Raw genomic sequence first — 21,424 nt, forward strand, 5'->3', positions numbered from 1 at the left:
CCTACTCAAGAATTCACTTTTCAGGGACGAGACCCATGAATGCTTCATTGCAGAGCGCTGCCGCGCAAATCCGTCAGGCCGTGCGAGTCGCCACGGAGGGGCTGGTGGGCCGAGAGCAGTTGGCCGAGCTGATTGTTCTGGCCGCCGTGGCGCGTGAGCATATTTTGGTCATCGGCCCACCCGGCACAGCCAAAAGTGCGGTGGTGCGTCGGGTAGCGCAATCGATGGGCGGGCGCTATTTCGAATACTTGCTTGGGCGGTTCACCGAGCCTTCGGAACTGTTTGGCGCGGTCGATCTGAAAAAACTTCGTGAGGGCACAGTGGAAACCGACGTCAGCGGCATGCTGCCGGAAGCTGACATTGTTTTTCTGGACGAGGTCTTCCTCGGCTCGACGGCAATCCTCAATACGTTGCTTGGCGTGCTCAACGAACGCCGTTTCCGTCGTGGGCATACGCAGATCCAGTGCCCGTTGCGAGTCTGTGTCGGCGCCTCCAATGGCCTGCCGGACGATGAAGCCCTGGCCGCGTTTGGCGACCGATTCCTGCTGCATCTGTTTGTCGAGTCGGTGCCGGACAATCAGCTTGAGGCGATGTTGGCCGGCGGTTGGCAATCCGAGCAGCGACCGGTGCAACAACTGTTGGGGCTGAGCCAATTGGACACGCTAGGCCAGGCTATGAATAACGTAGATCTGGGGTCTGTGCGCCCTGCGTTGGCCCAAGCCATCCGCCGTCTGCGTGGTGCTGGCATTCAGTTGTCCGATCGACGTATCGTCAAATCCCAGCGCCTGATCGCTGCCGCCGCGTTGCTCAGTGGACGCCTTGAAGCCAGCGAAGCGGACCTGTGGCCGTTGCTGTACGTGCTGCCCACCAAGGAAACCCAGCAGCATGGTCGCGAAGTGCTGCGCGAGATCTTCGCTCAATCCAATAACAGTCATTTGTTCAGCGCCGTCGAAGAGGCGACCTTGCAACCGATGTCACGCCTCAGTCGCTTGCTGGAAACCGGTGAGGATTATCTGGCCCGAACCGAACAGCCAACCGGCGCCTTGCTCGAAGGTCTGCTGCGCGAAATCGATGCGAATTTCAACGAGCAGACCATGCCATCAGCGCTGCAAGAAATTCGTGGTCAACTGGCTCGTTTGCTGACGCCAGCCGTATGAACATCCCGGTGATGAACTGGGCCTGGCGTCCGCGCCGGGTGCCGGCAGACGTTCAGGCTGCGGTGGCTTGGGGCGAGGTCGCGCAGCGTTTGTATGCACGGTTATTGCTGATCCCCGAGGCGCAGGCAGCACGTTTGCAGGCCACAGCCAATCGCGATGTGCTGGTGCTCAGCGGTGCTGCTGCTGATCTGCCTTGGGTCGAAGGCATCGCCTACGCGGCGGCGGACGAACGCGCGCCGGGGTTATGGTTGCCCACCAGTTGGGAACCCGATGTGCCGACCGATCTGTTGGCGCAGGCGTTGTCGAAAAAATTCTCGCGTGCGCCGCTGTTGTTGTGGCGTGACCCGCCCGCCGTAGTGCCGCTGGATCGCCAATTGCCGGTGACAGCGCAGCATTTGCAGCGGATCGAAGCTTACTGGGCGAGCCGCTGATGCAATTACCGGAATCGCTGCAACCCTGGCGTGAATGGCTGCAATGGTTTGCGCCTGAACAACTGCCGCTGTTCGCCGACCTGTTCGGACGTCTGAACCCGGTGCTCGGGCCCTTGCGCGGTCTGCAACAGGGCGGGGTGCCCGAGCCAGATGGCCTGAGTGATTTGCACCGGCGCGGGCCCTATGACCGCTTGCTCTCCAGCGAATGGCTGCTGGCCGAGGAAGTGCCCGATGAATTTCTGCGCCGGGCAGTGGTCGGGGAGCATCTGTTTCTTGCACCGCAGTACCGCGCACAGCAGGCCAGTCGTTTGATCGTCGCCTTGTTTGACGCCGGCCCGCTGCAATTGGGCGCCGCACGGCTGGTGCACATGGCACTGCTGATCTTGCTCGCACGTCGGGCGAAAGATGCCGGTGCCGAGTTGCGCTGGGGCATTTTGCAGCAGACGCCCGAACTGCATGCGTTCGAGAGTGCTGCGCAACTCAAGCGTTTGCTAAGCGCTCGCACGTTTACCAGTGTCGCACCTGAGCATTGGCAGGCCTGGCGTGATTACTTGAGTGCGCAGCCCGAACCTGTCGGCGAATGCTGGCTGGTCGGACAACGCTTGCCGGTGACCGAGCGGCAATCGTGCAGCCATCGCGTCCAGGTACTGCGCAGCCTCGATGGGCGCAGTCTGTCGTTCGCTCTGCAAGCGGCCGGTTCGCGGCGAGTGACCTTGCCGATACCCGATGAGCGCCTCGCGTTGCAGTTGCTCAAAGGAAATTTCGAGGGTGAAGTGGCGGCGACCGCACCGGCCGCGAAGGGTTGTGTGCCGCGTGTGTCGCTGACCTTGCAGCCGGTGGTTTCCAGTGCCGGTACGCATGTTGCCCTGAAGTTGCTCGACGAACCGGGCGTGGTGGTGATCAAGCTGCCGGAACAGAACCAGAAGAAGGCACTCGAGATACGCCGAAATCTCTGGTCTGCCGGGCTGACACCGCTGACGGCGACGTTCTTCGGGCGGGCGCTGGGGGCGGTTTTGAGTGATCAGCACACGCTGTCGTTCTGGAGCATGCCCGGGCTGAAACCGGTCGACAAACCCAGCCCCGCCGAGCTCAAGTTGCCACCGGGCACTGCTTCTTTCCTGCCGGCAATCGGCTTGCGCAATCACTCGACCGGCCGCCTGTTTCTTCTCGATAGCCAGGGCCATCTGGCGTTCTGGGTGGTGGAAACCGGACGCACACCGGCCAAGCCAAAAACCCGATATACCCATCGTTTGGCGGACGGGGTGCTGTGCATCGCCAAGGTTCACGGTGATGCCGTGGCTTATGTGCGTCGAGAGGGCGACCGGCTGCACACCCATTCAGTCAACGCTGACGGTCATGTTACGGCTGCGTATGTGGTGGGCGTTGCCGATGATGTCAGTCAGGTGCTATTTGCCGCCAGTTACCTGTGGCGCGCTTCTTTCGGCGGCTGTGCACTGCTGACCTTGGACAACGACGGGGCCCAGCGTTGGCGCATTGTCTCGGCAAAAGGCTCGCCGTTCGAGGACGAACACGTTGATCTGGCGCCCGGCTGGAAGGGCATCGGCCTTTTGCAGGAAGACAACGAGCGTTATTCGCTGCTGTTGCTTTCGCCCAGCCAACATGCGATTGCCGTGTACTGCGAAGGCGGTCAGAACGTGTTGTTCACCACCGCCGATCCCATCGTCAAATTCAGTTTTTGCCCGCTCAGCGGTGTGATCGCCGCACTGACCAGTGCCCGCGAACTGCTGGTGTATTCAGTGCCCCAGCGCCTGATGCGTTTACAAGTGTTCTGTAAAAATCAGCCGCACAAGAAGGAAGGCACCGATGACTGGACCTGAAGCCGCATTGATCCGCCGTCCGGTGTTGGCCGGTCATCAACACATTGAAGGCCTTTGGTTCTCCTCGGAGCGCTTCGGCGAACACGAACGCGCTCGGCGGATGATCGAACAATGGCAAACCGGGGCCAGTGTCTACCGGTTCGCCGACGGTGATCTGCTGCGCTTCCGTCAGCCGGTTTCCGTGCAGTGCGAGGCTCTGCTGGGCTGGCCGTTGATCCGCCAGGGCAACGCGCTGAGTTCTGCGTTGCTAGACAAGCAGGAAATTCGCAGCCTGCCGGCCGCCGACGTCTGGCTGGTGCGCGGCAGCCATGTCAGCGCCTTGCATTTACGCGACGCTGTGGCCCTGGCGCCGGGTGACTGGATTGCTCTCGACGGCCTGACATTGCTCGACACGTATGACTGTCGCAACGTGCTGCCGGAACCTGTGCTTGAACCATTGGCCGTGGCCACGGATGTTCGGGACATTCTCGGTGATGCCTTGCGCCCGGTCAGCCCTGAGCAGGCACAGGTCATGAAAGCCTTGCTGGAGCGTCAGCAAAAAACCGCGCAGGCGCCGCTCCGTCAGGTCACTGCTGCCAGCGAAACGGGCTGGACGCAGCAACCGGACACGCCTTTGCCGTGGCTGAAACTCAGCGTGACCCTGGTGATTCTGGTGGCGATTTTCTGGATGGGATCGCAGGGCCATAACCCCGACTTGCAAGGCTTGCCCGCGAAGACAGCGACACCGGTTACGGTGCAGATCAGCGCCGTGGTGGTGGGTACATTGATCGGCGGCATTGCCCTGACCCTGATATTGGCCGGATTGCGCCACGTGCTGCGTCGGCCGGTGCCGGTGCAAAGTGCGCCGCCGCGTAGCCCGGCATCGCCAATCGAGCCCCGGGGCACACCTGTCAAGGCCAAACCGGCCCGCTGGCGGCGCTGGGTCACGCGCATGACCCAACACTCGCGCCTTTCGGCCCTGTATGGCAAACGTCAGGCCGCCTATATGCAGCGCATGCTCGAGATGTTCGAGGACGGCGACTTTGCAGAGGCGTTGCGTCATGCCATTCCCTTGGGTGGGGAACAGAGTAGCGGCGAACAATCGTTCGGCACACCGCAGCGGCGTCAGGATCTGAGCATCGACCAGAGCCGTGGGCCGACGCGTGCGATCGTCTTTGAGCACGACATGCAAGCGCATCTGCGCCAGGTCTATCGGCAGACCTTCGAGCGGCTGGATCGCGAGGGCCGCATAGAGGAGGCGGTGTTCGTCCTCGCCGAACTGCTCAAGGTGCAGCAGGAGTCGCTCGACTATCTGGAAAAACACGGGCGTCACCAGCAGGCGGCGGACCTCGCGCTGGCGTGGGACATGCCAGCCGCAACCATCGTGCGTCTGCTGTGCCTGGCCGGTAGCTGGCAGCGTGCCTTGCTGGTCGCGCGGCGGGATGACGCCTTCGCCGACGCCGTGCGCCTGCTGCAAGACAAGTACCCTGAAGGCGCCGACCGTTTGCGTCTGGAGTGGGCCGAATCGCTAACGCGCAAAGGGCTCTGGCTGCAAGCCGTTGAGGTGATCTGGCCGTTGACCGTCGAACGCCACCGCGCAGCGCAGTGGTTGCTGGATGCCGAAGCGGCTGGCGGCGCATTGGCCGTGGGCGCGTTAGTCAAACGCGCCATTCTGTTGCCCGATACCTTGCAGGCGTATGGCGACTGGGTCGAGCAACTGCGTGATGACCCCACGCGCCACGCCGAGCGCGCGGCACTCGCCGAGGCGCTGTTGCAGCACAAGAACCAGGCGGGCGCGCTGGCATGGCTGGCCGGCGCCACCGCGCATGCGATCATTGCAGATCAGGTCGAGGGCCAGGGCCATCTGTCCCATCAACAGTTGCAGGCACTGGTCAGCATGAGCAAGGACAAACTGCTGCAGGCCGATCTGCCTGGGCAGTTGCCGAAACGACCGGCCAACGTTGCGCTGTGCAAGGTCAGTGACGCACTGGAATGGACAGCGCCGTTCATGGGCAGCCGCAAGATCATGGACGCGGTGTTGCTTGAGGGCGGGCGTTACTTGCTCGCGCTGGGCGAGGCGGGGGCGGTGGTGATCAACGCGAATGGCGAGACGCTGTGCCATTTCGCGGTGCCCGCCGAACAAATCGTCCTGGCCCACGGTCGGCAAGTGGTATTGGTGCTGGCCCGACGCGGTGAAGTCTGGCGTATCAGCAAACTCGATCTGGTCACGCGCAGCGCGACGGATCTGGGTGTGCACGTGTTTGATGTGTTCGCCCGCTCGTTCAACGGCTCGAACTGGACGATTGGTCGGGGTCGACAATTGCGCGTGGTGGATGTTGATCGCGGATTCGAAACCCTTTGGCATGTGAGCGATCTGCCGGGGCCGATCTTTGCCCTGGAAGATGACGTGCACAACGAATATCTGTGGCAGAGGGGGGCTGAGCAAGGCTCATATCTTTGGCACTACCGACTGCCCGACCGGCGACTGATCAGTCGGGATTTGCTGCGTCACGCGAACACTGTGGACGCTTACCGACTGCTTGACGACAATGGACAGGTGATCGAAGCCCAAATGAACCATGCCGAAGCTGCATTGGAAGTGGAGTGGCCCAGCGGGCGCAAGCGCTATTGCCTTCCCGATCTGGACGTCTCTGAGTTCGATCTGGTTAGTGCGGAGCTGCACGGCCAATGGTTGCTCATCAACTACCTGACCCACGATCAGGGGACGCGCTTTCACTTCATCCACACCGGCAGCGACCGCCTCTGCGCTTACCTGCAATGGCCTATGCATGGTATGCGGGTGCGTTGTGTCGGCAGCGATTACTTGCTGTTCGATGATCATGGACGCTTAAGCCATATCAACGTCGACACCGCCACTCAACACAACCTTTCGCTGAATTGAACCCGTCAGGCCGCCTACGCTTTCACCCAGCGCTGGCGGCTCCACGCACTCAACCAGTCCACCGCAAACACCAGCACCAGCATCGCCAGAATCACCGTGCTGGCCTGTGCTTCCTGAAACAGGCTCAGGCTCACGTACAACATCTGCCCCAATCCGCCCGCGCCGACAAAACCCAGCACGCTGGCCATGCGGATGTTGTTTTCCCAGCGGTACAGGACGTAGGCGAGCAGTTGTGGGGCGAGGTTGGGCAGGGTGCCGTAGCAGAAGGCGAGGACGGGGTTAGCGCCCTGCAAGCGGATCGCTTCGGCCGGTTGCGGCGGGGTGTTTTCCAGCGCTTCGGCGAACAAGCGGCCAAGCACGCCAGTGGTGTGCAGGGCGAGGGCCAGCGTCCCGGCGTTTGGGCCCAGCCCGGCGGCGAGCACCATCAGCGCGGCCCAGACCAGTTCCGGAATGGCCCGCAGAGCATTGAGCAGCCATCGCGAAGCACTGCGCAGCGGCCAGCCGAAACGTCCTGCAGCGGGCAGGGCGAGGACGATGCCCAGCAGCGCGGCGAGCAGGGTGCCGAGCGCCGACATGGCCAGGGTTTCCAGCGAGCCATGGAGGATCGCTTTCAAGTAATCGGCGCTCAGATCCGGGCTGAGAAAGCGCTGCACATACGCGCCCATCTGTTTCAGGCTGGTGGCACTGCCGAGCTCGCCGAGGTCGAGCCCTAAGTAGATGAACGAAGCGATGACGGCCACGCCGATGCCGGCGATCAGCAGCAGATTGATCAGACGGTTCATGCCAGCCTCCAGCGCAGCAAACGGCTGAGTTGATCGGCCACCAGCACCAGCAGCAGGAACGTCAGCAGAATGCTCGCGACCTCACCGCCGGCGAACATACGGATCGACAGGTCGATTTGCTGGCCCAGGCCACCGGCGCCAACAAAACCCATCACCACCGAAGCGCGGATCGCACATTCCCAGCGATAGACCGTGTACGAGAGCAATTCCCCGGCGACATTCGGCAAGATTCCATAAGCAAAACTCGCCAGTCGACCGCTGCCCGACTGCAACAGCGCGTGCGCCGGACGCTGGTCGGTGGATTCGAAAATCTCTGCGTAGACCTTGCCGAGCATGCCGCTGTAGGTGATCGCAATCGCCAGCACGCCCGCCGCCGGGCCGAGGCCCACGGCGCGCACGAACAACAGCGCCCAGACGATTTCCGGCACGCTGCGCAGGAAGATCAGCAACCCACGAACCGGCCAGCGCAACAAACGACCCAAACGACTAGGCACGCCACCCCGTGAAGCGGCAGACAGCGACAAGGCACGGCTGGCGAGCAAACTGGCGGGCACCGCCAGCAACAGCGCCAACGCCATGCCTGCCGTGGCAATCGCCAGAGTTTGCAGCGTGGCTTTAAACAATAACTGCAAAAAATCTTCATCGTGAGCGGGCGGCCAGAACTGCGCGACAAACCGGCCCATTTCATTCTGACTGTCGGGCAGCAGCACGCCCAGATTCAGCTCGCTGAGCTGGATTCCCGGCCACAGCACCGCAATCGCCAAAACCGTCAGCAGCAGACGCGGCCACGCCGCAGGATCGCGTGAATCGGCCTTCAGCATCGCGGAATCTGCACAGGCAAAGGCGCAACTGCCGAGGGCGGCGATTGCAGATGTTCATTGGCGTACAGCGCGTCGAGCATGTCGTGGCTGACTTGACCGGCAGGGCTGTCGAACAGAATTTGCCCGTCACGCAAGCCGATGATGCGCGGGAAGTGCGAAAGCGCGAGGTCCACCGCATGCAGGCTCGCCACCAGCGTGACGTTATGTTCGCGGGCATGGCGCGACAGCACCGTCAGCGTGTGCCCGGCCATGACCGGATCCATCGCCGACACCGGCTCGTCGGCCAGCAGAATCTCCGGCGCCTGATACAGCACTCGGGCGATGCCGACGCGCTGCAACTGACCGCCCGATAGTTGTTGGCAGTGGGCGAACAATTTATCGCCCAGATCGAGCCGTGCCAATGCCGCGCGGGCGCCGGGCACGTCGAGTGGATGCAGCAGGTTCAGCAGGCTTTTACCCAAGCTCCACTGTCCGAGCTTGCCGGCCAGCACGGCTGTGACCACGCGCTGGCGCAGCGGCAGTGGCGGCGCCTGATGCACCAGGCCAATACGCGCGCGCAGGCGTTGTCGCTGGCGGGCAGACAAGTGCCAGGCGCGTTCGCCGAGCACTTCGATCTCGCCGCTGCTGGGCCGCAGTGCGGTGGCCAGCAGGTTGAGCAAACTCGATTTACCGGCCCCGGACGGGCCGATGATCGCGACTTGTTCGCCGACGCCAATCTGCAAGTCGATGCTGCGCAGGGCATCGACTCCATTGGCGTGGCGCAGGCTGACGTGGGTGAGGCGTAGCGTCATTTCAGCAAGTCGGCAGCGCGGGCGGCTTCCTCGATGCCCTTGTAGTTCTCAGGCTTGGTGTCGATGAAACGGCTCGCAGCCTGCAGATCGAGAATCTTCTTCTGTTCAGGGTTGGCCGGATCCAGATCAAGGAAAGCTTTTTTGATCTTCGCCGCCAGCGCCGGGTCGAGTGTGCCGCGCACAGTCCAGTTGTAATCGAAGTACGACGGAGTGGTGGCGAAGACTTTGACCTTGTTGGTGTCGACCTTGCCGGCGTCCACCAGTTTTTGCCAGACACTGGCGTTCAACACACCGGCATCGACCTTGCCAGCCTGCACCCAGGCAACCGTGGCGTCGTGGGCACCGGAGTAGGCGACGCGACTGAAATACGCTTCAGGCTTGATACCGTCGTTTTTCAGCATGAAGTAGCGCGGCATCAGGCTGCCGGAAGTCGACGACACGGAACCGAAAGCGAAGGTCTTGCCCTTCAGATCGGCCAGGCTTTTGACGTTCGGGTCGGCGGTGATGAATTTGCTGGTGAACTGCGCATCCTGTTCGCGCTGCACCAGCGGAATCACCGGAGTGGTAGCGTCGGTCTTCAGGCGTGCCTGCACAAACGTGAAGCCACCCAGCCAGGCCATGTCGAGACGGTCGGTGGCCAAGGCTTCAACCACTGCCGGGTAATCGGCCACCGGGACGAACTGCACCTTCATGCCCAATTGCTGTTCCAGATACGCACCCAATGGCTCGAACTTGCGCAGCAGTTCAGTCGGGGCTTCATCGGGAATGGCGCTGACCCGCAACACATCAGCGGCTTGCGCTGCTAGCGCGGAAAGGGACAGGGCCAGGCCGGCCGTCAGTGCCAGGGTTCGTTTGAGCATGGAATTCTCCGTTTCGTGAGCGTCAAAGTCGAAGCGCCGCCGTTGTGCAGTCGAGGCTGGGCGCAAAGTCAGGTTAGACGAAACGGCGAGGTTATACGCATTCGTGGGTTCAAAGGCCAGTGCGCATGAGCTTTGGTCACACTTGATGCCCCCGGACAACCCCTGTAGGAGCTGCGGCACGCTGCGATCTTTTGATCTTTAACAACAAGATCAAAAGATCGCAGCGTGCCGCAGCTCCTACAAGGGGCAGTCAGTGGTTTTCTGGGAGTCTGGCGATCACTTTGATCTCGAAGTCGAAACCATACAGCCAGGTCACGCCAACGGCGGTAACGGTCGGATGCGGCGCTTCGCCCCAGAACTCCGTCAGCACGATGTTCCAGATCGTCTCGAACTTCGATTGCGGATCAACCATGAAAAGGGTGACGTCGACCACATCCTCGAACGTGCAACCGGCCTCGTCGAGAATTGCATTCAGGTTATTGAAAGCCTGACGCACCTGGTTCTGCAGATCCGGCTCCGGCGTACCGTCCTCCGTACTGCCGACTTGGCCCGAGACAAACAGAAAACCGTTGGAGCGTATCGCCGGTGAGTAGCGATGGCGCTCGTAAAGGGTCCGGCGGGTAAGTGGGAAAACAACATCGCGCTGTGTCATGGGGGGGCTCCATCAATGAGGTGATGGCCCAACTTTAGGGATTTGCAGGTGCGCGATAAACGCGCAAGCTTGGCGTTAACTGTTTGTGAAACCCAAACAATCGGAAGCCGAGCAATGGACCGTTTTGATGCAATGCAGGCGTTTGCACGGGTGGTCGAGGCGGGGAGCTTCACCAAAGCCGCTGAAACCCTGCACATGAGCAAGACCACCGTGACGCAACTGGTCCAGCAGTTGGAGGCGCGGTTGCGGGTCAAATTGCTCAATCGCACCACGCGCAAGGTCAATGTCACGGCTGACGGTGCGGCGTATTACCAGCGCGTGATCAAGTTGCTGGCCGACATGGAGGACGCCGAAACCAGTTTGCCCGGTGCCTCGGTATCGCCACGTGGACGATTGCGCGTGGACGTGCCAAGCCCGTTCGCTCGCTTGATTCTGATCCCGGCATTGCCCGAATTTCACGCGCGGTATCCAGACATTCAGATCGACATGGGCGTCAGCGATCGCATCGTCGACATCATCGATGAGAACGTCGACTGCGTGGTGCGCGGCGGCGAGTTGCTGGACCAGTCACTGATGGCGCGAAAGGTTGCGGATCTGCAATTGGGCGTGTTTGCCGCGCCCGACTACCTCGCTCGCTCCGGCACGCCGATGCATCCGCAGGAGCTGGAAGATTCCCATCATCGCGTGGTTGCGTTCCTATGGGCGCGCACCGGCAAGCCCATGCCGTATGCCCTGCATAACGATAAGCAAAGCCTGCAGATCAAGGGTCGCCATGTTTTGGCAGTCGACGACGGCAATGCCTACCTTGCGGCGGGTCTGGCCGGCATGGGCGTGCTGTGGCTGCCCAGGTACATGTCCGACGCCCCGGTGGCACGCGGTGAGCTAGTGCCGCTGTTCGAGGGCTGGCAACTTGAATCGATGCCTCTCTACATCGCGTATCCGCCGAACCGGCATATCAGTCTCAAGTTGCGAGTATTTATCGATTGGGTTGTGAAGTTAATGGCTTAGCAGGCGTGTGGTGCACTTTTTGCTTGGACGTGCTCAATGTCGTCAAATAACTAACACATCCGGCAACCCGAAAGCCTGCGGCGTTGACCAGAGTAGCGTTGAGCTCAAGGGGCTTTACTCATCATGAACATGTACATCGATATCGTCGGCGCCTGCAATCTGAGTTGCCCCTCTTGCCCGATGGGCAACTCGGAAAACCTCAACTTCAAAAAAGCCATGCAACTCGACATGTTCCGGCAGATCGTCGAGAAAGCCAAACGTGAAGGCGTTCGGGCGATTTTTCTCTACAACTGGACTGAGCCTTTGGTGCATCCGAAGATCGGCGAGTTCATCGAGATCATCAATGCAGCCGGCATGAACAGTGGCGTCAGCACTAACCTGAACCTGGCCAAGAACATGGAAAAAGCCTTGTTGGCCGAGCCGGGTTTCTTCCGTATTTCGCTGTCAGGGTTTTACCAGGAGACCTACGCGAAGGGGCATGTAGGGGGGGACATCGAAGTTGTAAAACAGAACATGATCACGCTGAGTGAAATCGTGCAGCGTCATGGTCTGAACACCAATGTCGAGGTTTATTACCATCGGTATCTGGACAACCTGGCAGAAGAAGCACTGATGCGCGAGTTCAGTGAACGTCTCGGCTTTATATTCAACACGGGGTATTCCGTGATGATGCCGCTGGAGAAGGCGCTGGCCATTGTCGAACGCGATCCTTCCGTGACCGATACTGACCACGAGACCCTGAAAAGGCTGGCATTGCCGCCTTACGATGATCTGGTCAATGTCGTACAACACTTCCATAAGCAAGCGTGCACACTCAAAGATAACTGGCTGGTGATCGACTGCAACGGCAATACAGTGCTTTGCTGCACCATCTTCAATCAAAGCGAATATCAGGTCGGAAAGTATCTGGACATCAATGTCGACGAATTGATGAAGCGTAAAGATACCCAGAAAAACTGTGTCGACATGTGCAATCGGTGCGTAAACAAGGGGATGCACATCTACGCGATGCACCCCGGCAAGGGCGTGCTTGAAAGTCATGCAATCAATCGCATGATCGATTTCCAGCAACGCACCATTGCGGGTCTGCCGATTGATAGCGAGCAACTCGGCCGGGCCGGCGAGGTCAGTTCCGAAAATTTCGATGAAGCCCAATACCTTCAACTGAACGATGACGTGCGCCACGCCGTTTCCACCGGCGCTTTCACCAGCGGCTATCAACACTACGTGCTCTTCGGTCGCCTGGAAGGGCGAGTGGGCGCCGGGCTTTTTTCAGCGGTGTAAACGCAGTCAGGATGACCCGGTCAGTAACAGGCGTGATTGACTCCGGCGCGGTTCAGGCCAACTATCGGCGCATAACAACATGACCGATGGACCAGACCTTGATCGAACGACGTCAATTCAGCGGGGGCATGAAGGGCAAGAACCTCCGCTATCTGAATGAGCAATCCGCTGACCAGACCCGCGTGACGCGCGCGGGTTTTTTACTGCTTGAACACTTTTCGCTGCCGGCCTTCACCCAGGCGCTGGACACGATCATCACCAGCAATCTGTTGCGCGCAGAGCTGTTTTCTACGCGCACGTTTGGCTTGAGTGAAGCTGAGGTCATCAGCGATCTGGGATTGGTGATTCGGCCAGATGCGCGGATTGATCTGGCGGCGCTTCAGGATCTGGATTTATTGGTGGTGTGCGGCGGCTATCGAACCGAACTGCGCGCCAGTGACGAGTTCATCAGCCTGTTGAAAGCGGCAGCAGAACGCGGTGTCAGCCTCGCCGGTTTGTGGAATGGCGCGTGGTTTCTAGGCCGCGCCGGATTGCTCGACGGCTATCGTTGCGCGATCCACCCGGAACATCGCCCGGCGCTGACCGAAATCGCCAAGACCACCCACGTCAGCAGCGAACCCTACGTCATCGACCGCGACCGACTCACGGCATCAAGCCCGTCGGGGGCGTTTCACATGGCACTGGACTGGATCAAGAACCTGCATGGCAAAGCCCTGGTCGAGGGCGTGGAGGATATCCTCGCCTTCGAGGAGTCGCGTTATCGACGGATCAAACCGGATGAAAATATCTGCGTCAGCGCACCGCTGCGTGAAGTGGTGAAGCTGATGGATGCCAACCTCGAAGAACCGTTGGAACTGGAACAACTGGCAGTGTATGCCGGCCGCTCCCGGCGCCAGTTGGAGCGCTTGTTCAAGGAACAACTCGGCACCACGCCGCAGCGCTATTACCTGGAGTTGCGCATCACCGAAGCACGGCGCTTGCTGCAACACACCGAGCTGTCGCAGGTGGAAGTGCTGGTGGCGTGCGGGTTTGTTTCGCCGAGTCATTTCAGTAAGTGCTATAGCTCGTATTTCGGGTATAGACCTTCGAAGGAAAAACGACTGGTCAAATAACCCAAACCCGGTATCCAAGTCGGCGTACCTACAACCTTCACATCAAAAGATCGCAGCCTTCGGCAGCTCCTACAATGGCCCCTGTAGGAGCTGCCGAAGGCTGCGATCTTTTGATGTGAGGGGACTGAAATTGACCCGCAAAGGGGACGAAGGATTCACGTCCGTTGCGGCACTTAAACGCCACTGCGCGCACACGTTTAAATTACACGCACTGTTACGCCATAACGGCTACACCACCTTGCGCCGTTGCCTACGCGTACGCCAGAATCCGCCGGCTTACGCGCCTTGAGGCGGGCTGTATCGTTTCTCTGTCACTGCAAAACAGTGATCGGGTTTGGTAGCCCGTCCTCTAAGCGTAATGCGCCGCTATATACAGTCTCTTTTCGGGACTCGGTTTTATATGGTGGCCATGCGTGGGGCTCTTTCGGGAGCGCCGGGGTTTACTCGCTTAGACCGGTCTACCAACCTGCGTAATGGTCACCACCCTCGTTTGGTAGCGTGAGTGATGGCTCCTTATTTTTTGCTAAGCGAGTGTCATCTATGTTCAAAATTACGCCAAACCCGCCAGAAACCGATCCAATCCCCTACGACGCCGCGCTCGAACCTCAAAACATCAAAGAGGCAACAGAACGCGCGATCAACTTCTATCTCAATCCCTCGGCATTGAAGACTTCAATCCCCACACGCAAGACCGGCAGGATCTATCTCATCGACCCCACGGTGGATGACGAAACGCTGCTCGTCGAGGCCTACGAAACCTTGTCGTCCGCCAGTGACATGGCGCGTGAGTTCGCCGAATTGATGGAGGGGCCACACCGCAAAAAGATGCTGGTGCTGCAGCAGGTGATCATGCTCAGCGAACTGGTGGTCGGGCGAGTCCTGGATAACCAGCGCTTGCCGCAATAGTCGCGATGCAGATGAGTGAGGGGGCTTGCTCCCTCATTGCACACAAGCGTCTGCGGTCGCGATCGTGACGCTTCAGGCCTTCTGGCTCTTATGGAGTTTCAGCTGATGTCCAAGACACCCGAACCACCCGCCACAGATCCGGCGTCGCCGTACGCATCACCCAACTCAAGAAAACTCCACGAAGCGGCAGAGCGTGCGCTTGACCATTACCTGCTGCCGGCAGCCGGGATCATGGCAACACCCTATACGCCCAGCACTATGTTCATGGTCAACCCGCAGTCCGACGCCGAGTCCTTGCTGACCAATGCCAGCGGCTCTTTAGCGTCTGCCACGGTCATGCTCGGTAATTTTGCAGGGCTGCTGGAAGGGTCGAACCGCCATACCTTGTTGGGTATCGCGCAAGTGGTCATGTTGGGAGAGTTGGCGGTCAACAAGGCGTTGGATATCGTTGTGCCAACGGAGTAATCACGCACGTTAGCCATTAAGCAGTCAGCCTGAGCGGTTGACTGCTTTTTTGTGCGGGTAGGGGAAGACTTTTAAAGGTGATCCGCATCAATCACAGCCTTGGCAAACGCCTGCGGATCTTCCTGCGGCAAGTTGTGGCCAATGCCACCGTTGATCAGCCGAAACTCGTACTTGCCGGTAAAGCGCTTGGCGTAATCCTCCGGCGCCGGGTGCGGTGCACCGTTGGCGTCGCCTTCCAGGGTGATGGTCGGCACGCTGATTGATGGGGCGGTGGCCAGTTTCTGCTCCAGCGCCGCGTATTTCGCCTCGCCCTGCACCAGGCCCAGGCGCCAGCGGTAATTGAACACGGTGATGTCGACGTGATCGGGGTTCTCCAGCGCTTTGGCGGAGCGATTGAAGGTTGCGTCATCGAACTTCCACTGAGGCGAAGCGGTTTGCCAGATCAGCCTGGCGAAGTCGTGGGTGTTCTTCGCATAACCAGCGCGGCCGCGGTCGGTGGCGAAGTAGAACTGATACCACCACTGCAATTCAGCCTTGGGCGGCAGCGGGTTCTGCCCGGCCGCCTGATTGCCGATCAGGTAGCCGCTGACCGCTACCAGCGCCTTGACCCGCTCCGGCCAAAGCGCCGAGACGATGTCCGCCGAGCGTGCGCCCCAGTCATAACCGCCGAGCACCGCTTGCTTGATCTTCAGCGCATCCATGAAGTCGATGACGTCACTGGCCAGCGCCGCCGGTTGGCCGTTGCGCAGGGTGTCTTTGGAGAGGAACTGCGTATCGCCATAACCCCGCGCATACGGCATCAGTACGCGATAACCCTTGGCCGCGAGCAATGGCGCGACTTCATCGTAGCTGTGAATGTCGTAGGGCCAGCCGTGCAACAGAATCACCACCGGGCCGTCGGCCGGACCGGTTTCGGCATAAGCGACGTCCAGCACACCCGCCTTCACATGCTTCAGCGGACCGAACGGCGAGGGCGCGGAATAGCTCGCAGCCGCAGGTTCTGCGGTTTGGGCTTGAGCCGCACCCAAAGCGCCGAACAACGACAGCGCCAGAATCGAAAGTCCGAATGCGGTTTTGCGGGTGTGCAGTGCCATTTTCATGGTGACGTCTCCTGTGCGAACTGTCGGATGAGGGTTGCGAATGAACCCTTCAAACCTTGAGTGCATTTGAGCGCCGAGACGTATCTGGCCTGTGTCGAAGAGGGGCGATGTTGAAATCCGCTGTATCGCGGCGGGGTAGGTACACAGTGTGATACACGCCGCCAAACGGGCCGATCATTGGGCTAAATCCGGCCAAGAAAATAAGTCGCTGTTTTAAAACAAAAAATATTTCATTTCGGGCTTCCCAAACGTAACGAATATTGATAAATTGCGCCCCGTTCTTGCAGTGATCCTCACGGAGCCGCTGACAAGTGCTGTAGGGGCGTCGCCAAGCGGTAAGGCAGCAGGTTTTGATCCTGCCATGCGTTGGTTCGAATCCAGCCGCCCCTGCCATCTATCAAAAAACGCCAACTTCGAAAGAAGTTGGCGTTTTTTTATGCCTGCGATTTGGCCTCGATGGAGCAGGGCAGGCGTGCGCGGCGCCGAAGCACCGCGCACGCCGACCACTCAGTGCGGTGCGCGCGGGATGGTTTTCATCAGGTCTTCAGGGCTGATGTGGCCAACCACGCTGCCCAGTTGCGGCAGGTTGAGGATGTGGCCTTTCATCTTGCCGATGATGTGCATCTCGCACGGCTTGCAGTCGAACTTCAGCGTCAGCACTTCATCGCCGTGGATCAACTGCATCGGCGCGACTTTGGTGCGCACGCCGGTCACGCCTTTGGCCTGTTTCGGGCACAGGTTGAAGGAGAAACGCAGACAATGCTTGGTGATCATCACCGGCACTTCGCCTGCTTCTTCGTGCGCTTCGTACGCGGCGTCGATCAGCTTCACGCCGTGACGATGATAGAAGTCGCGCGCTTTCTGGTTGTAGACGTTGGCGAGGAACGTCAGGTGCGAATCCGGGTACACCGGTGGCGGCGTGGTTTCGGCTTTGCGGCCGCCGCGCGGATGAGCGGCGACGCGGGCGGCGGTCAGCGCTTCGATCACTTCACGGCGCAGGGATTTGAGCTGCGAGTTAGGGATGAAGAATGCCTGTGGCGCATCGAGTTTGATGTCGGTGGCGTGGTACTGCGTGGTGCCGAGTTGGCCGAGCAAATCGCGCAACTGCTCCAGTGCCTGCTCAGGTTTGTTGGCAACGCCAAACGGACCGTTCAGGGTGACGCTGGCGCTGATGCCTTCCTCACTGGTGGCGGTGACATCCAGCTGCTCTTCACGCAGACGCGCAGCCCAGCTCAGGGCGACGCGACGCTCGGAAGAAGTTTTTTGCAGCGCCTGCTGCCAGTTGTGATCGAGGTTACGATTCAACGGGTGGTTCGGACGCAGTTTGTACAAGCCTTCCGGCATTTCGTTCGGCTCGACGTGGTAGCGATAACGCTTCTCGCCGTCTTCTTCGAACTCGCCTTTTGGCTCGGCGATGTTGGCGCGGAAGCCGACCACTTCACGCTTGACCAGTACGTTCAAACCGTCGCCGTTGGACAGCGGTTCGTGGGTCACGACCTGCATGTCACGCTTGCCGACTTTCTCGACCGTGCCCACCGGCAAACCGGTGAAGGTCGGCGAATCGAAGGCACCGATGTCGATCTTGCGATCAGTCACGAAGTAATCGGTGCTGCCGCGGTGGAAGGTTTTTTCCGGGTCGGGCACGAAGAAGTGCGCGGTGCGGCCGCTGGAAGCGCGGGCCAGGTCCGGGCGATCTTCGAGCACGTCGTCGAGGCGCTGACGGTAATAGGCGGTGATGTTCTTCACGTAGCCCATGTCTTTGTAGCGACCTTCGATCTTGAACGAGCGCACACCGGCTTCGACCAGGGCGCGGATGTTGGCGCTCTGGTTGTTGTCTTTCATCGACAGCAGGTGTTTTTCGTAGGCGATCACGCCACCCTTTTCGTCTTTAAGGGTGTACGGCAAGCGACAGGCCTGGGAGCAATCGCCACGGTTGGCGCTGCGCCCGGTCTGCGCGTGGGAAATGTTGCACTGACCGGAGAACGCCACGCACAACGCGCCGTGAATGAAGAACTCGACGGCGGCGTCGGTTTCATCGGCGATCGCGCGGATTTCCTGCAGATTGAGTTCGCGAGCCAGCACCAATTGCGAGAAGCCTGCCTGATCGAGGAACTTCGCCCGTTCAAGCGTACGAATGTCGGTCTGGGTCGAGGCGTGCAACTCGATCGGCGGAATGTCCAGCTCCATCACGCCCAGATCCTGGACGATCAATGCATCGACACCGGCGTCGTACAACTGATGGATCAGCTTGCGCGCCGGCTCCAGTTCGTTATCGTGCAGGATCGTGTTGATGGTGGTGAAAATGCGCGCATGATATTTGCGGGCGAACTCCACCAACTCGGCGATCTCGCTCACTTCGTTGCAGGCGTTATGGCGGGCGCCGAAGCTTGGGCCACCAATGTACACGGCGTCGGCGCCGTGCAGGATCGCCTCGCGGGCAATGGCCACGTCGCGGGCAGGGCTGAGCAATTCCAGATGATGCTTGGGCAAGGACATAGTTTTTTTTAGTCAGGCTGTCACGGTTGAGGCGCGCATTGTAGCCCCGAAATGCGCGCCGGGCACGCCCGTGCTGCCCGATGGCAAACGCCACCCTGCCAAACCCTGTGGGGGCAAGGTTGCTCGCGAAGGGGCAGGCACATCCAACATCAATGTTGCCTGACCCGCCGCCATCGCGGGCAAGCCCGCTCCCACAGTGATTTGTGCCATACACAGATCTCGCGACCACCGCAAAACCCTGTGGGAGCGGGCTTGCCCGAGATGGCAGTGGATCAGTCAATAAAGATGTCGACTATCTGTGCGCCATCGCGATCAGGCCTTGGCAGCCATTGCTGTCACTTCCACGCGCATGCCTTCAACGGCCAGCGAGGCAACACCAACCGCCGCCCGCACCGGCCACGGTTTGGCGAAGAAGCGCTTGTAAACTTCGTTGAACGCGGCACGGTCAGCCATGTCGGTGAGGTAGATGGTCAGATGCATGACCCGGTCCATCGAACTGCCCGCACGTTCCAGTGCAACTTTCAGCGCTTGCAGTGTGCACTCGCTTTGCTCGGTGATGCCGCCCAGTTCCAGGCTGCCATCGGCGCGGGTCGGAATCTGGGTGGAAACCATGATCCCGCCGAAGGTCGCGACGTCGGAGGAAATGGACTCGGCATCCGGATCGGGCGTGAAGGTGATGTCTTGGTTGGCCATGTGGGTCCCTTGTCTGAGCGAGTAAAGATCGCCGCAGTTTACAGATTCGTTGCCGACATGGCCCGTTTGGTCAATCGAATGGAGGCCAGTCACGCTTCGCACCTCAGGGGCGGTCGCTCCCACACAGACAGAAAGATGAAACGTTTGTATAAGCGTGTATCAATCCCGGCCGGGTACACACGCCAATAACAAACCAAGAATTCACGACACATCAGCACTACAAGCCCTGTTCAAAGTGGCGTCACCACACACCACTGAGTTTGAGAGGGCAACATCATGCGCCGTCCATTGTTCCTGACTACTGCCGCCATACTTGCTTCGATGATCGGCATCGCACACGCCGCCGATACGCAGCCTAAAAGCTGGCAGCAAGGCTTGAGCCGAACTGATCTGGTTCGCCAGGATCTCGGCGCCGCCGACCGCGAAGTGATTCAGGCACGAGTCGATTTTGAACCCGGCGTGACCTCGCCACGTCATGCGCATCCGGGCGTGGAAGTCGCGTACGTGATCAGCGGCACATTTGAATATCAACTTGAGGGCAGGGCGCCCGTGACGCTGAAGGCCGGTGATTCACTGTTTATTCCGGAGGGTGTGGCGCATATCGCCAAGAACATCGGTACTGACAAGGGCTCGGAGTTGGCGACTTACATTGTGAAGAAGGGCGACCCGCTGTTGATTCTCAAGCCGTAGGGTTTAGTGCAGTGTCACAACCCGGCGACTCTCGCCAATCCGGATCCGGTCGAGCGCACGGTTTAATGCATCAAGTGCGTCGAGAAGGGCTTTGGCTTCCGCTTCTCGACCATCCCCCCACAAGCGTTCGGCCATTTTGTTTAGCGCCTGGATTGATCGCTCGATGTCTGCGGCGGTTGCGGCCTCTTTACTGGCCGGTTGTATCCTGGGCATTCGGTGACTTTCCTGCAAAACGGGTAGCTGCCGTTTTAGCACGATGCCTGCGTGCCGTGAAGTTCAAGGCAACATGGCGCCAACGTGCTTTAACTTTTTTAATGTGGGCGGTGATCTGGAATTCATCGACCCCCGCGGCATGGTTGCATCGACCTACAATCCTGCTTTACGCATGAGAGTTGAAGATTGCCTCAGTGCGGGTTTTAGCACTACGTGTGTTGCCCAAAGTGGCACTTTCCTCATGTTCCCGTCGTGGTTGATGCACTCGGTGAAACGTTATGAAGGAACGAGGCCGCGGATTTCCATTGCGTTTAACTTCGGCGCTTGAAGCCTGTTCAGGGCAGCCCGTGCAAGCCCAAGAGAAAATTTGAATTAGTCAGTTGCCTGTTCGGTCAAGAATTATGAACGCAGTAAATCTGATGAGGTAACAGCGATGACTATCCAGGCAGAGACACTCCTACAACTGGCCGAAGCGCTCCAGGAGCGCGGCATGAATCTGGTTTCAGACGTCCACTTCACCCGCGCACCTTACCGGCAGAACCACCGCTGGATCTGCACCGTAGAGTAGCGATCCTCAATGCCGGCGGCCTGGACCAACAGTTCGCCGCCGGCTCCTCATGCGCAATTTCGTGCTTGCACCATCAGTAAATCCGCACTGTTTCTCGAAGTACCAGTAGAACCGACGAAATCCTCCTCGTTAACTATCCTGTCACTGCAAGTACGCATCTGCTAACGAGGGCCGGGAAATGCCAGTGAGCTTTCGAAGTGATCTTGTCTTCGCCATCCTCCTGATCTGTCCTTTGCTGCTTTACGCAAGCACGGCTGGCAGTCTGCTTTATCTAGGTTCCTGGTATCTGATAGGCGTGCCTTTGGTCACGTTGATACCGGGACTGATCCTGCGTGCCCCCGCGATGTTCCTGAGCGGAACAACCGTGGCTGCCATTACGACGCTGAGATTGACCGGGGAAGGCTAGGGGGCTCCGGATCAGTCTCATGCCAATATTTCTACAGCCGGTTACAAGGCCGCACGCCCAGGAAGAGTACGCTGCAATGACGTCTGGTTCCTGATTGAGGTTGAAGGCACAACAGGGAATAGCAGTCGGTATATTCACATCGGTCATTTATCAGAGGGATGCGTGACCTTGTAAGAATTACTGAAGTGGAATGATATCTACGGCTACTTAATTAATAAGCGCATGAAAGACGGCAGAGGGAAATACATTGGCAAACTTATCGTGGAAAAA

20 protein-coding genes, 1 tRNA gene and 1 pseudogene are annotated in these 21,424 nt (G+C 59.5%); 13 read left to right on the plus strand and 9 right to left on the minus strand.

The features are described 5' to 3' along the window. The first annotated feature begins 35 nt into the window (after positions 1-35). The 4 genes from AB4P97_RS07840 to AB4P97_RS07855 are packed head-to-tail and all read left to right on the plus strand — an operon-like array spanning position 36 to position 6,307. Positions 36-1,157, plus strand: a complete 1,122-nt coding sequence (locus AB4P97_RS07840; protein WP_115147967.1) for an AAA family ATPase — start codon at positions 36-38, stop codon at positions 1,155-1,157. Then, entirely contained in the window at positions 1,154-1,588 is a 435-nt protein-coding gene (locus AB4P97_RS07845) for a hypothetical protein (protein WP_115147966.1), read from the plus strand. The genes AB4P97_RS07840 and AB4P97_RS07845 overlap by 4 nt, the downstream gene beginning before the upstream one ends. Next, a complete protein-coding gene (locus tag AB4P97_RS07850; protein WP_395602358.1) occupies positions 1,588-3,426 on the plus strand; it encodes a hypothetical protein in 1,839 nt (612 codons plus the stop codon). Before AB4P97_RS07845 ends, AB4P97_RS07850 begins: the two co-directional genes overlap by 1 nt. Next, positions 3,413-6,307, plus strand: coding sequence for a bpX6 domain-containing protein (locus AB4P97_RS07855; RefSeq protein ID WP_395602359.1), 2,895 nt, complete (start codon positions 3,413-3,415; stop codon positions 6,305-6,307). Before AB4P97_RS07850 ends, AB4P97_RS07855 begins: the two co-directional genes overlap by 14 nt. 14 nt (positions 6,308-6,321) lie before the next feature. Here the strand turns inward: AB4P97_RS07855 and phnE are convergent, their stop codons facing one another. The 5 genes from phnE to AB4P97_RS07880 form a co-directional block, all read right to left on the minus strand. After that, on the minus strand, positions 6,322-7,089 hold the full coding sequence (gene phnE / locus AB4P97_RS07860; RefSeq protein ID WP_042558913.1) for a phosphonate ABC transporter, permease protein PhnE: 768 nt from the start codon (positions 7,087-7,089) through the stop codon (positions 6,322-6,324). Next, positions 7,086-7,910 (minus strand): PhnE/PtxC family ABC transporter permease, encoded by an 825-nt coding sequence (locus AB4P97_RS07865; RefSeq protein ID WP_395602360.1) that lies wholly within the window; start codon positions 7,908-7,910, stop codon positions 7,086-7,088. Before AB4P97_RS07865 ends, phnE begins: the two co-directional genes overlap by 4 nt. Then, complete coding sequence (locus tag AB4P97_RS07870; protein WP_395602361.1) at positions 7,904-8,701, minus strand: phosphonate ABC transporter ATP-binding protein; 798 nt, start codon at positions 8,699-8,701, stop codon at positions 7,904-7,906. The genes AB4P97_RS07865 and AB4P97_RS07870 overlap by 7 nt, the downstream gene beginning before the upstream one ends. After that, a complete protein-coding gene (locus tag AB4P97_RS07875) occupies positions 8,698-9,561 on the minus strand; it encodes a putative selenate ABC transporter substrate-binding protein (protein ID WP_042558916.1) in 864 nt (287 codons plus the stop codon). Before AB4P97_RS07875 ends, AB4P97_RS07870 begins: the two co-directional genes overlap by 4 nt. 250 nt (positions 9,562-9,811) lie before the next feature. Next, positions 9,812-10,213 carry a RidA family protein gene (locus AB4P97_RS07880; RefSeq protein WP_395602362.1) on the minus strand — a complete coding sequence of 134 codons (402 nt, stop codon included), beginning with the start codon at positions 10,211-10,213 and terminating at the stop codon, positions 9,812-9,814. Positions 10,214-10,327: 114 nt separating this feature from the next. Here AB4P97_RS07880 and AB4P97_RS07885 point away from each other — a divergent pair, with 114 nt between their 5' ends. From AB4P97_RS07885 to AB4P97_RS07905, 5 genes are all read left to right on the plus strand, one after another. Further along, positions 10,328-11,221, plus strand: coding sequence for a LysR family transcriptional regulator (locus tag AB4P97_RS07885; RefSeq protein WP_395602363.1), 894 nt, complete (start codon positions 10,328-10,330; stop codon positions 11,219-11,221). A 123-nt stretch (positions 11,222-11,344) separates the two neighbouring features. Then, a complete protein-coding gene (locus AB4P97_RS07890; RefSeq protein ID WP_047303359.1) occupies positions 11,345-12,505 on the plus strand; it encodes a radical SAM/SPASM domain-containing protein in 1,161 nt (386 codons plus the stop codon). Positions 12,506-12,591: 86 nt separating this feature from the next. Beyond that, on the plus strand, positions 12,592-13,617 hold the full coding sequence (locus AB4P97_RS07895) for a GlxA family transcriptional regulator (protein ID WP_200617068.1): 1,026 nt from the start codon (positions 12,592-12,594) through the stop codon (positions 13,615-13,617). Positions 13,618-14,157: 540 nt separating this feature from the next. Next, on the plus strand, positions 14,158-14,523 hold the full coding sequence (locus AB4P97_RS07900) for a DUF6124 family protein (RefSeq protein WP_047303363.1): 366 nt from the start codon (positions 14,158-14,160) through the stop codon (positions 14,521-14,523). Between the two features lie 105 nt (positions 14,524-14,628). Beyond that, positions 14,629-14,988, plus strand: a complete 360-nt coding sequence (locus tag AB4P97_RS07905; RefSeq protein ID WP_395602364.1) for a DUF6124 family protein — start codon at positions 14,629-14,631, stop codon at positions 14,986-14,988. A 71-nt stretch (positions 14,989-15,059) separates the two neighbouring features. Here the strand turns inward: AB4P97_RS07905 and AB4P97_RS07910 are convergent, their stop codons facing one another. Next, entirely contained in the window at positions 15,060-16,088 is a 1,029-nt protein-coding gene (locus AB4P97_RS07910) for an alpha/beta fold hydrolase (RefSeq protein ID WP_395602365.1), read from the minus strand. A 318-nt stretch (positions 16,089-16,406) separates the two neighbouring features. Here AB4P97_RS07910 and AB4P97_RS07915 point away from each other — a divergent pair. Next, positions 16,407-16,481 (plus strand) — tRNA-Gln (locus AB4P97_RS07915). Positions 16,482-16,595: 114 nt separating this feature from the next. On the opposite strand, the gene AB4P97_RS07920 is transcribed toward AB4P97_RS07915, so the two are convergent. Together AB4P97_RS07920 and AB4P97_RS07925 are read right to left on the minus strand one after the other, a co-directional pair. After that, positions 16,596-18,584, minus strand: a complete 1,989-nt coding sequence (locus AB4P97_RS07920; protein ID WP_395602366.1) for a U32 family peptidase — start codon at positions 18,582-18,584, stop codon at positions 16,596-16,598. Between the two features lie 312 nt (positions 18,585-18,896). Further along, a complete protein-coding gene (locus tag AB4P97_RS07925; protein WP_042558925.1) occupies positions 18,897-19,277 on the minus strand; it encodes a RidA family protein in 381 nt (126 codons plus the stop codon). A 276-nt stretch (positions 19,278-19,553) separates the two neighbouring features. Between AB4P97_RS07925 and AB4P97_RS07930 the strand changes: the two genes are divergently transcribed. Beyond that, positions 19,554-19,967 carry a cupin domain-containing protein gene (locus AB4P97_RS07930; protein ID WP_047303372.1) on the plus strand — a complete coding sequence of 138 codons (414 nt, stop codon included), beginning with the start codon at positions 19,554-19,556 and terminating at the stop codon, positions 19,965-19,967. 3 nt (positions 19,968-19,970) lie between these two features. Here AB4P97_RS07930 and AB4P97_RS07935 read toward each other — a convergent pair whose 3' ends face one another. After that, positions 19,971-20,180, minus strand: a complete 210-nt coding sequence (locus tag AB4P97_RS07935) for a hypothetical protein (protein WP_115147956.1) — start codon at positions 20,178-20,180, stop codon at positions 19,971-19,973. A gap of 103 nt (positions 20,181-20,283) precedes the next feature. Between AB4P97_RS07935 and AB4P97_RS07940 the strand changes: the two are divergent. Both AB4P97_RS07940 and AB4P97_RS07945 read left to right on the plus strand, forming a co-directional pair. Further along, positions 20,284-20,508, plus strand: a pseudogene (locus tag AB4P97_RS07940) (putative 2OG-Fe(II) oxygenase); the annotation flags it as partial. Positions 20,509-20,613: 105 nt separating this feature from the next. After that, positions 20,614-20,748, plus strand: coding sequence for a hypothetical protein (locus tag AB4P97_RS07945; protein WP_395602367.1), 135 nt, complete (start codon positions 20,614-20,616; stop codon positions 20,746-20,748). Positions 20,749-21,424 lie beyond the last annotated feature (676 nt).

This window comes from Pseudomonas sp. A1230 (assembly GCF_044218825.1).
Lineage (GTDB): Bacteria > Pseudomonadota > Gammaproteobacteria > Pseudomonadales > Pseudomonadaceae > Aquipseudomonas > Aquipseudomonas iridis.

Bases quoted from the DNA above. Each gene is read 5' to 3' on its own strand.
- AB4P97_RS07840 (WP_115147967.1), top strand. From the start codon at position 36: ATGAATGCTTCATTGCAGAGCGCTGCCGCGCAAATCCGTCAGGCCGTG.
- AB4P97_RS07900 (WP_047303363.1), top strand. From the start codon at position 14,158: ATGTTCAAAATTACGCCAAACCCGCCAGAAACCGATCCAATCCCCTAC.
- AB4P97_RS07890 (WP_047303359.1), top strand. From the start codon at position 11,345: ATGAACATGTACATCGATATCGTCGGCGCCTGCAATCTGAGTTGCCCC.
- phnE (WP_042558913.1), bottom strand. From the start codon at position 7,089: ATGAACCGTCTGATCAATCTGCTGCTGATCGCCGGCATCGGCGTGGCC.
- AB4P97_RS07895 (WP_200617068.1), top strand. From the start codon at position 12,592: ATGGACCAGACCTTGATCGAACGACGTCAATTCAGCGGGGGCATGAAG.
- AB4P97_RS07905 (WP_395602364.1), top strand. From the start codon at position 14,629: ATGTCCAAGACACCCGAACCACCCGCCACAGATCCGGCGTCGCCGTAC.
- AB4P97_RS07925 (WP_042558925.1), bottom strand. From the start codon at position 19,277: ATGGCCAACCAAGACATCACCTTCACGCCCGATCCGGATGCCGAGTCC.
- AB4P97_RS07865 (WP_395602360.1), bottom strand. From the start codon at position 7,910: ATGCTGAAGGCCGATTCACGCGATCCTGCGGCGTGGCCGCGTCTGCTG.
- AB4P97_RS07930 (WP_047303372.1), top strand. From the start codon at position 19,554: ATGCGCCGTCCATTGTTCCTGACTACTGCCGCCATACTTGCTTCGATG.
- AB4P97_RS07880 (WP_395602362.1), bottom strand. From the start codon at position 10,213: ATGACACAGCGCGATGTTGTTTTCCCACTTACCCGCCGGACCCTTTAC.
- AB4P97_RS07845 (WP_115147966.1), top strand. From the start codon at position 1,154: ATGAACATCCCGGTGATGAACTGGGCCTGGCGTCCGCGCCGGGTGCCG.
- AB4P97_RS07870 (WP_395602361.1), bottom strand. From the start codon at position 8,701: ATGACGCTACGCCTCACCCACGTCAGCCTGCGCCACGCCAATGGAGTC.
- AB4P97_RS07910 (WP_395602365.1), bottom strand. From the start codon at position 16,088: ATGAAAATGGCACTGCACACCCGCAAAACCGCATTCGGACTTTCGATT.
- AB4P97_RS07885 (WP_395602363.1), top strand. From the start codon at position 10,328: ATGGACCGTTTTGATGCAATGCAGGCGTTTGCACGGGTGGTCGAGGCG.
- AB4P97_RS07920 (WP_395602366.1), bottom strand. From the start codon at position 18,584: ATGTCCTTGCCCAAGCATCATCTGGAATTGCTCAGCCCTGCCCGCGAC.
- AB4P97_RS07875 (WP_042558916.1), bottom strand. From the start codon at position 9,561: ATGCTCAAACGAACCCTGGCACTGACGGCCGGCCTGGCCCTGTCCCTT.
- AB4P97_RS07945 (WP_395602367.1), top strand. From the start codon at position 20,614: ATGACTATCCAGGCAGAGACACTCCTACAACTGGCCGAAGCGCTCCAG.
- AB4P97_RS07850 (WP_395602358.1), top strand. From the start codon at position 1,588: ATGCAATTACCGGAATCGCTGCAACCCTGGCGTGAATGGCTGCAATGG.
- AB4P97_RS07855 (WP_395602359.1), top strand. From the start codon at position 3,413: ATGACTGGACCTGAAGCCGCATTGATCCGCCGTCCGGTGTTGGCCGGT.
- AB4P97_RS07935 (WP_115147956.1), bottom strand. From the start codon at position 20,180: ATGCCCAGGATACAACCGGCCAGTAAAGAGGCCGCAACCGCCGCAGAC.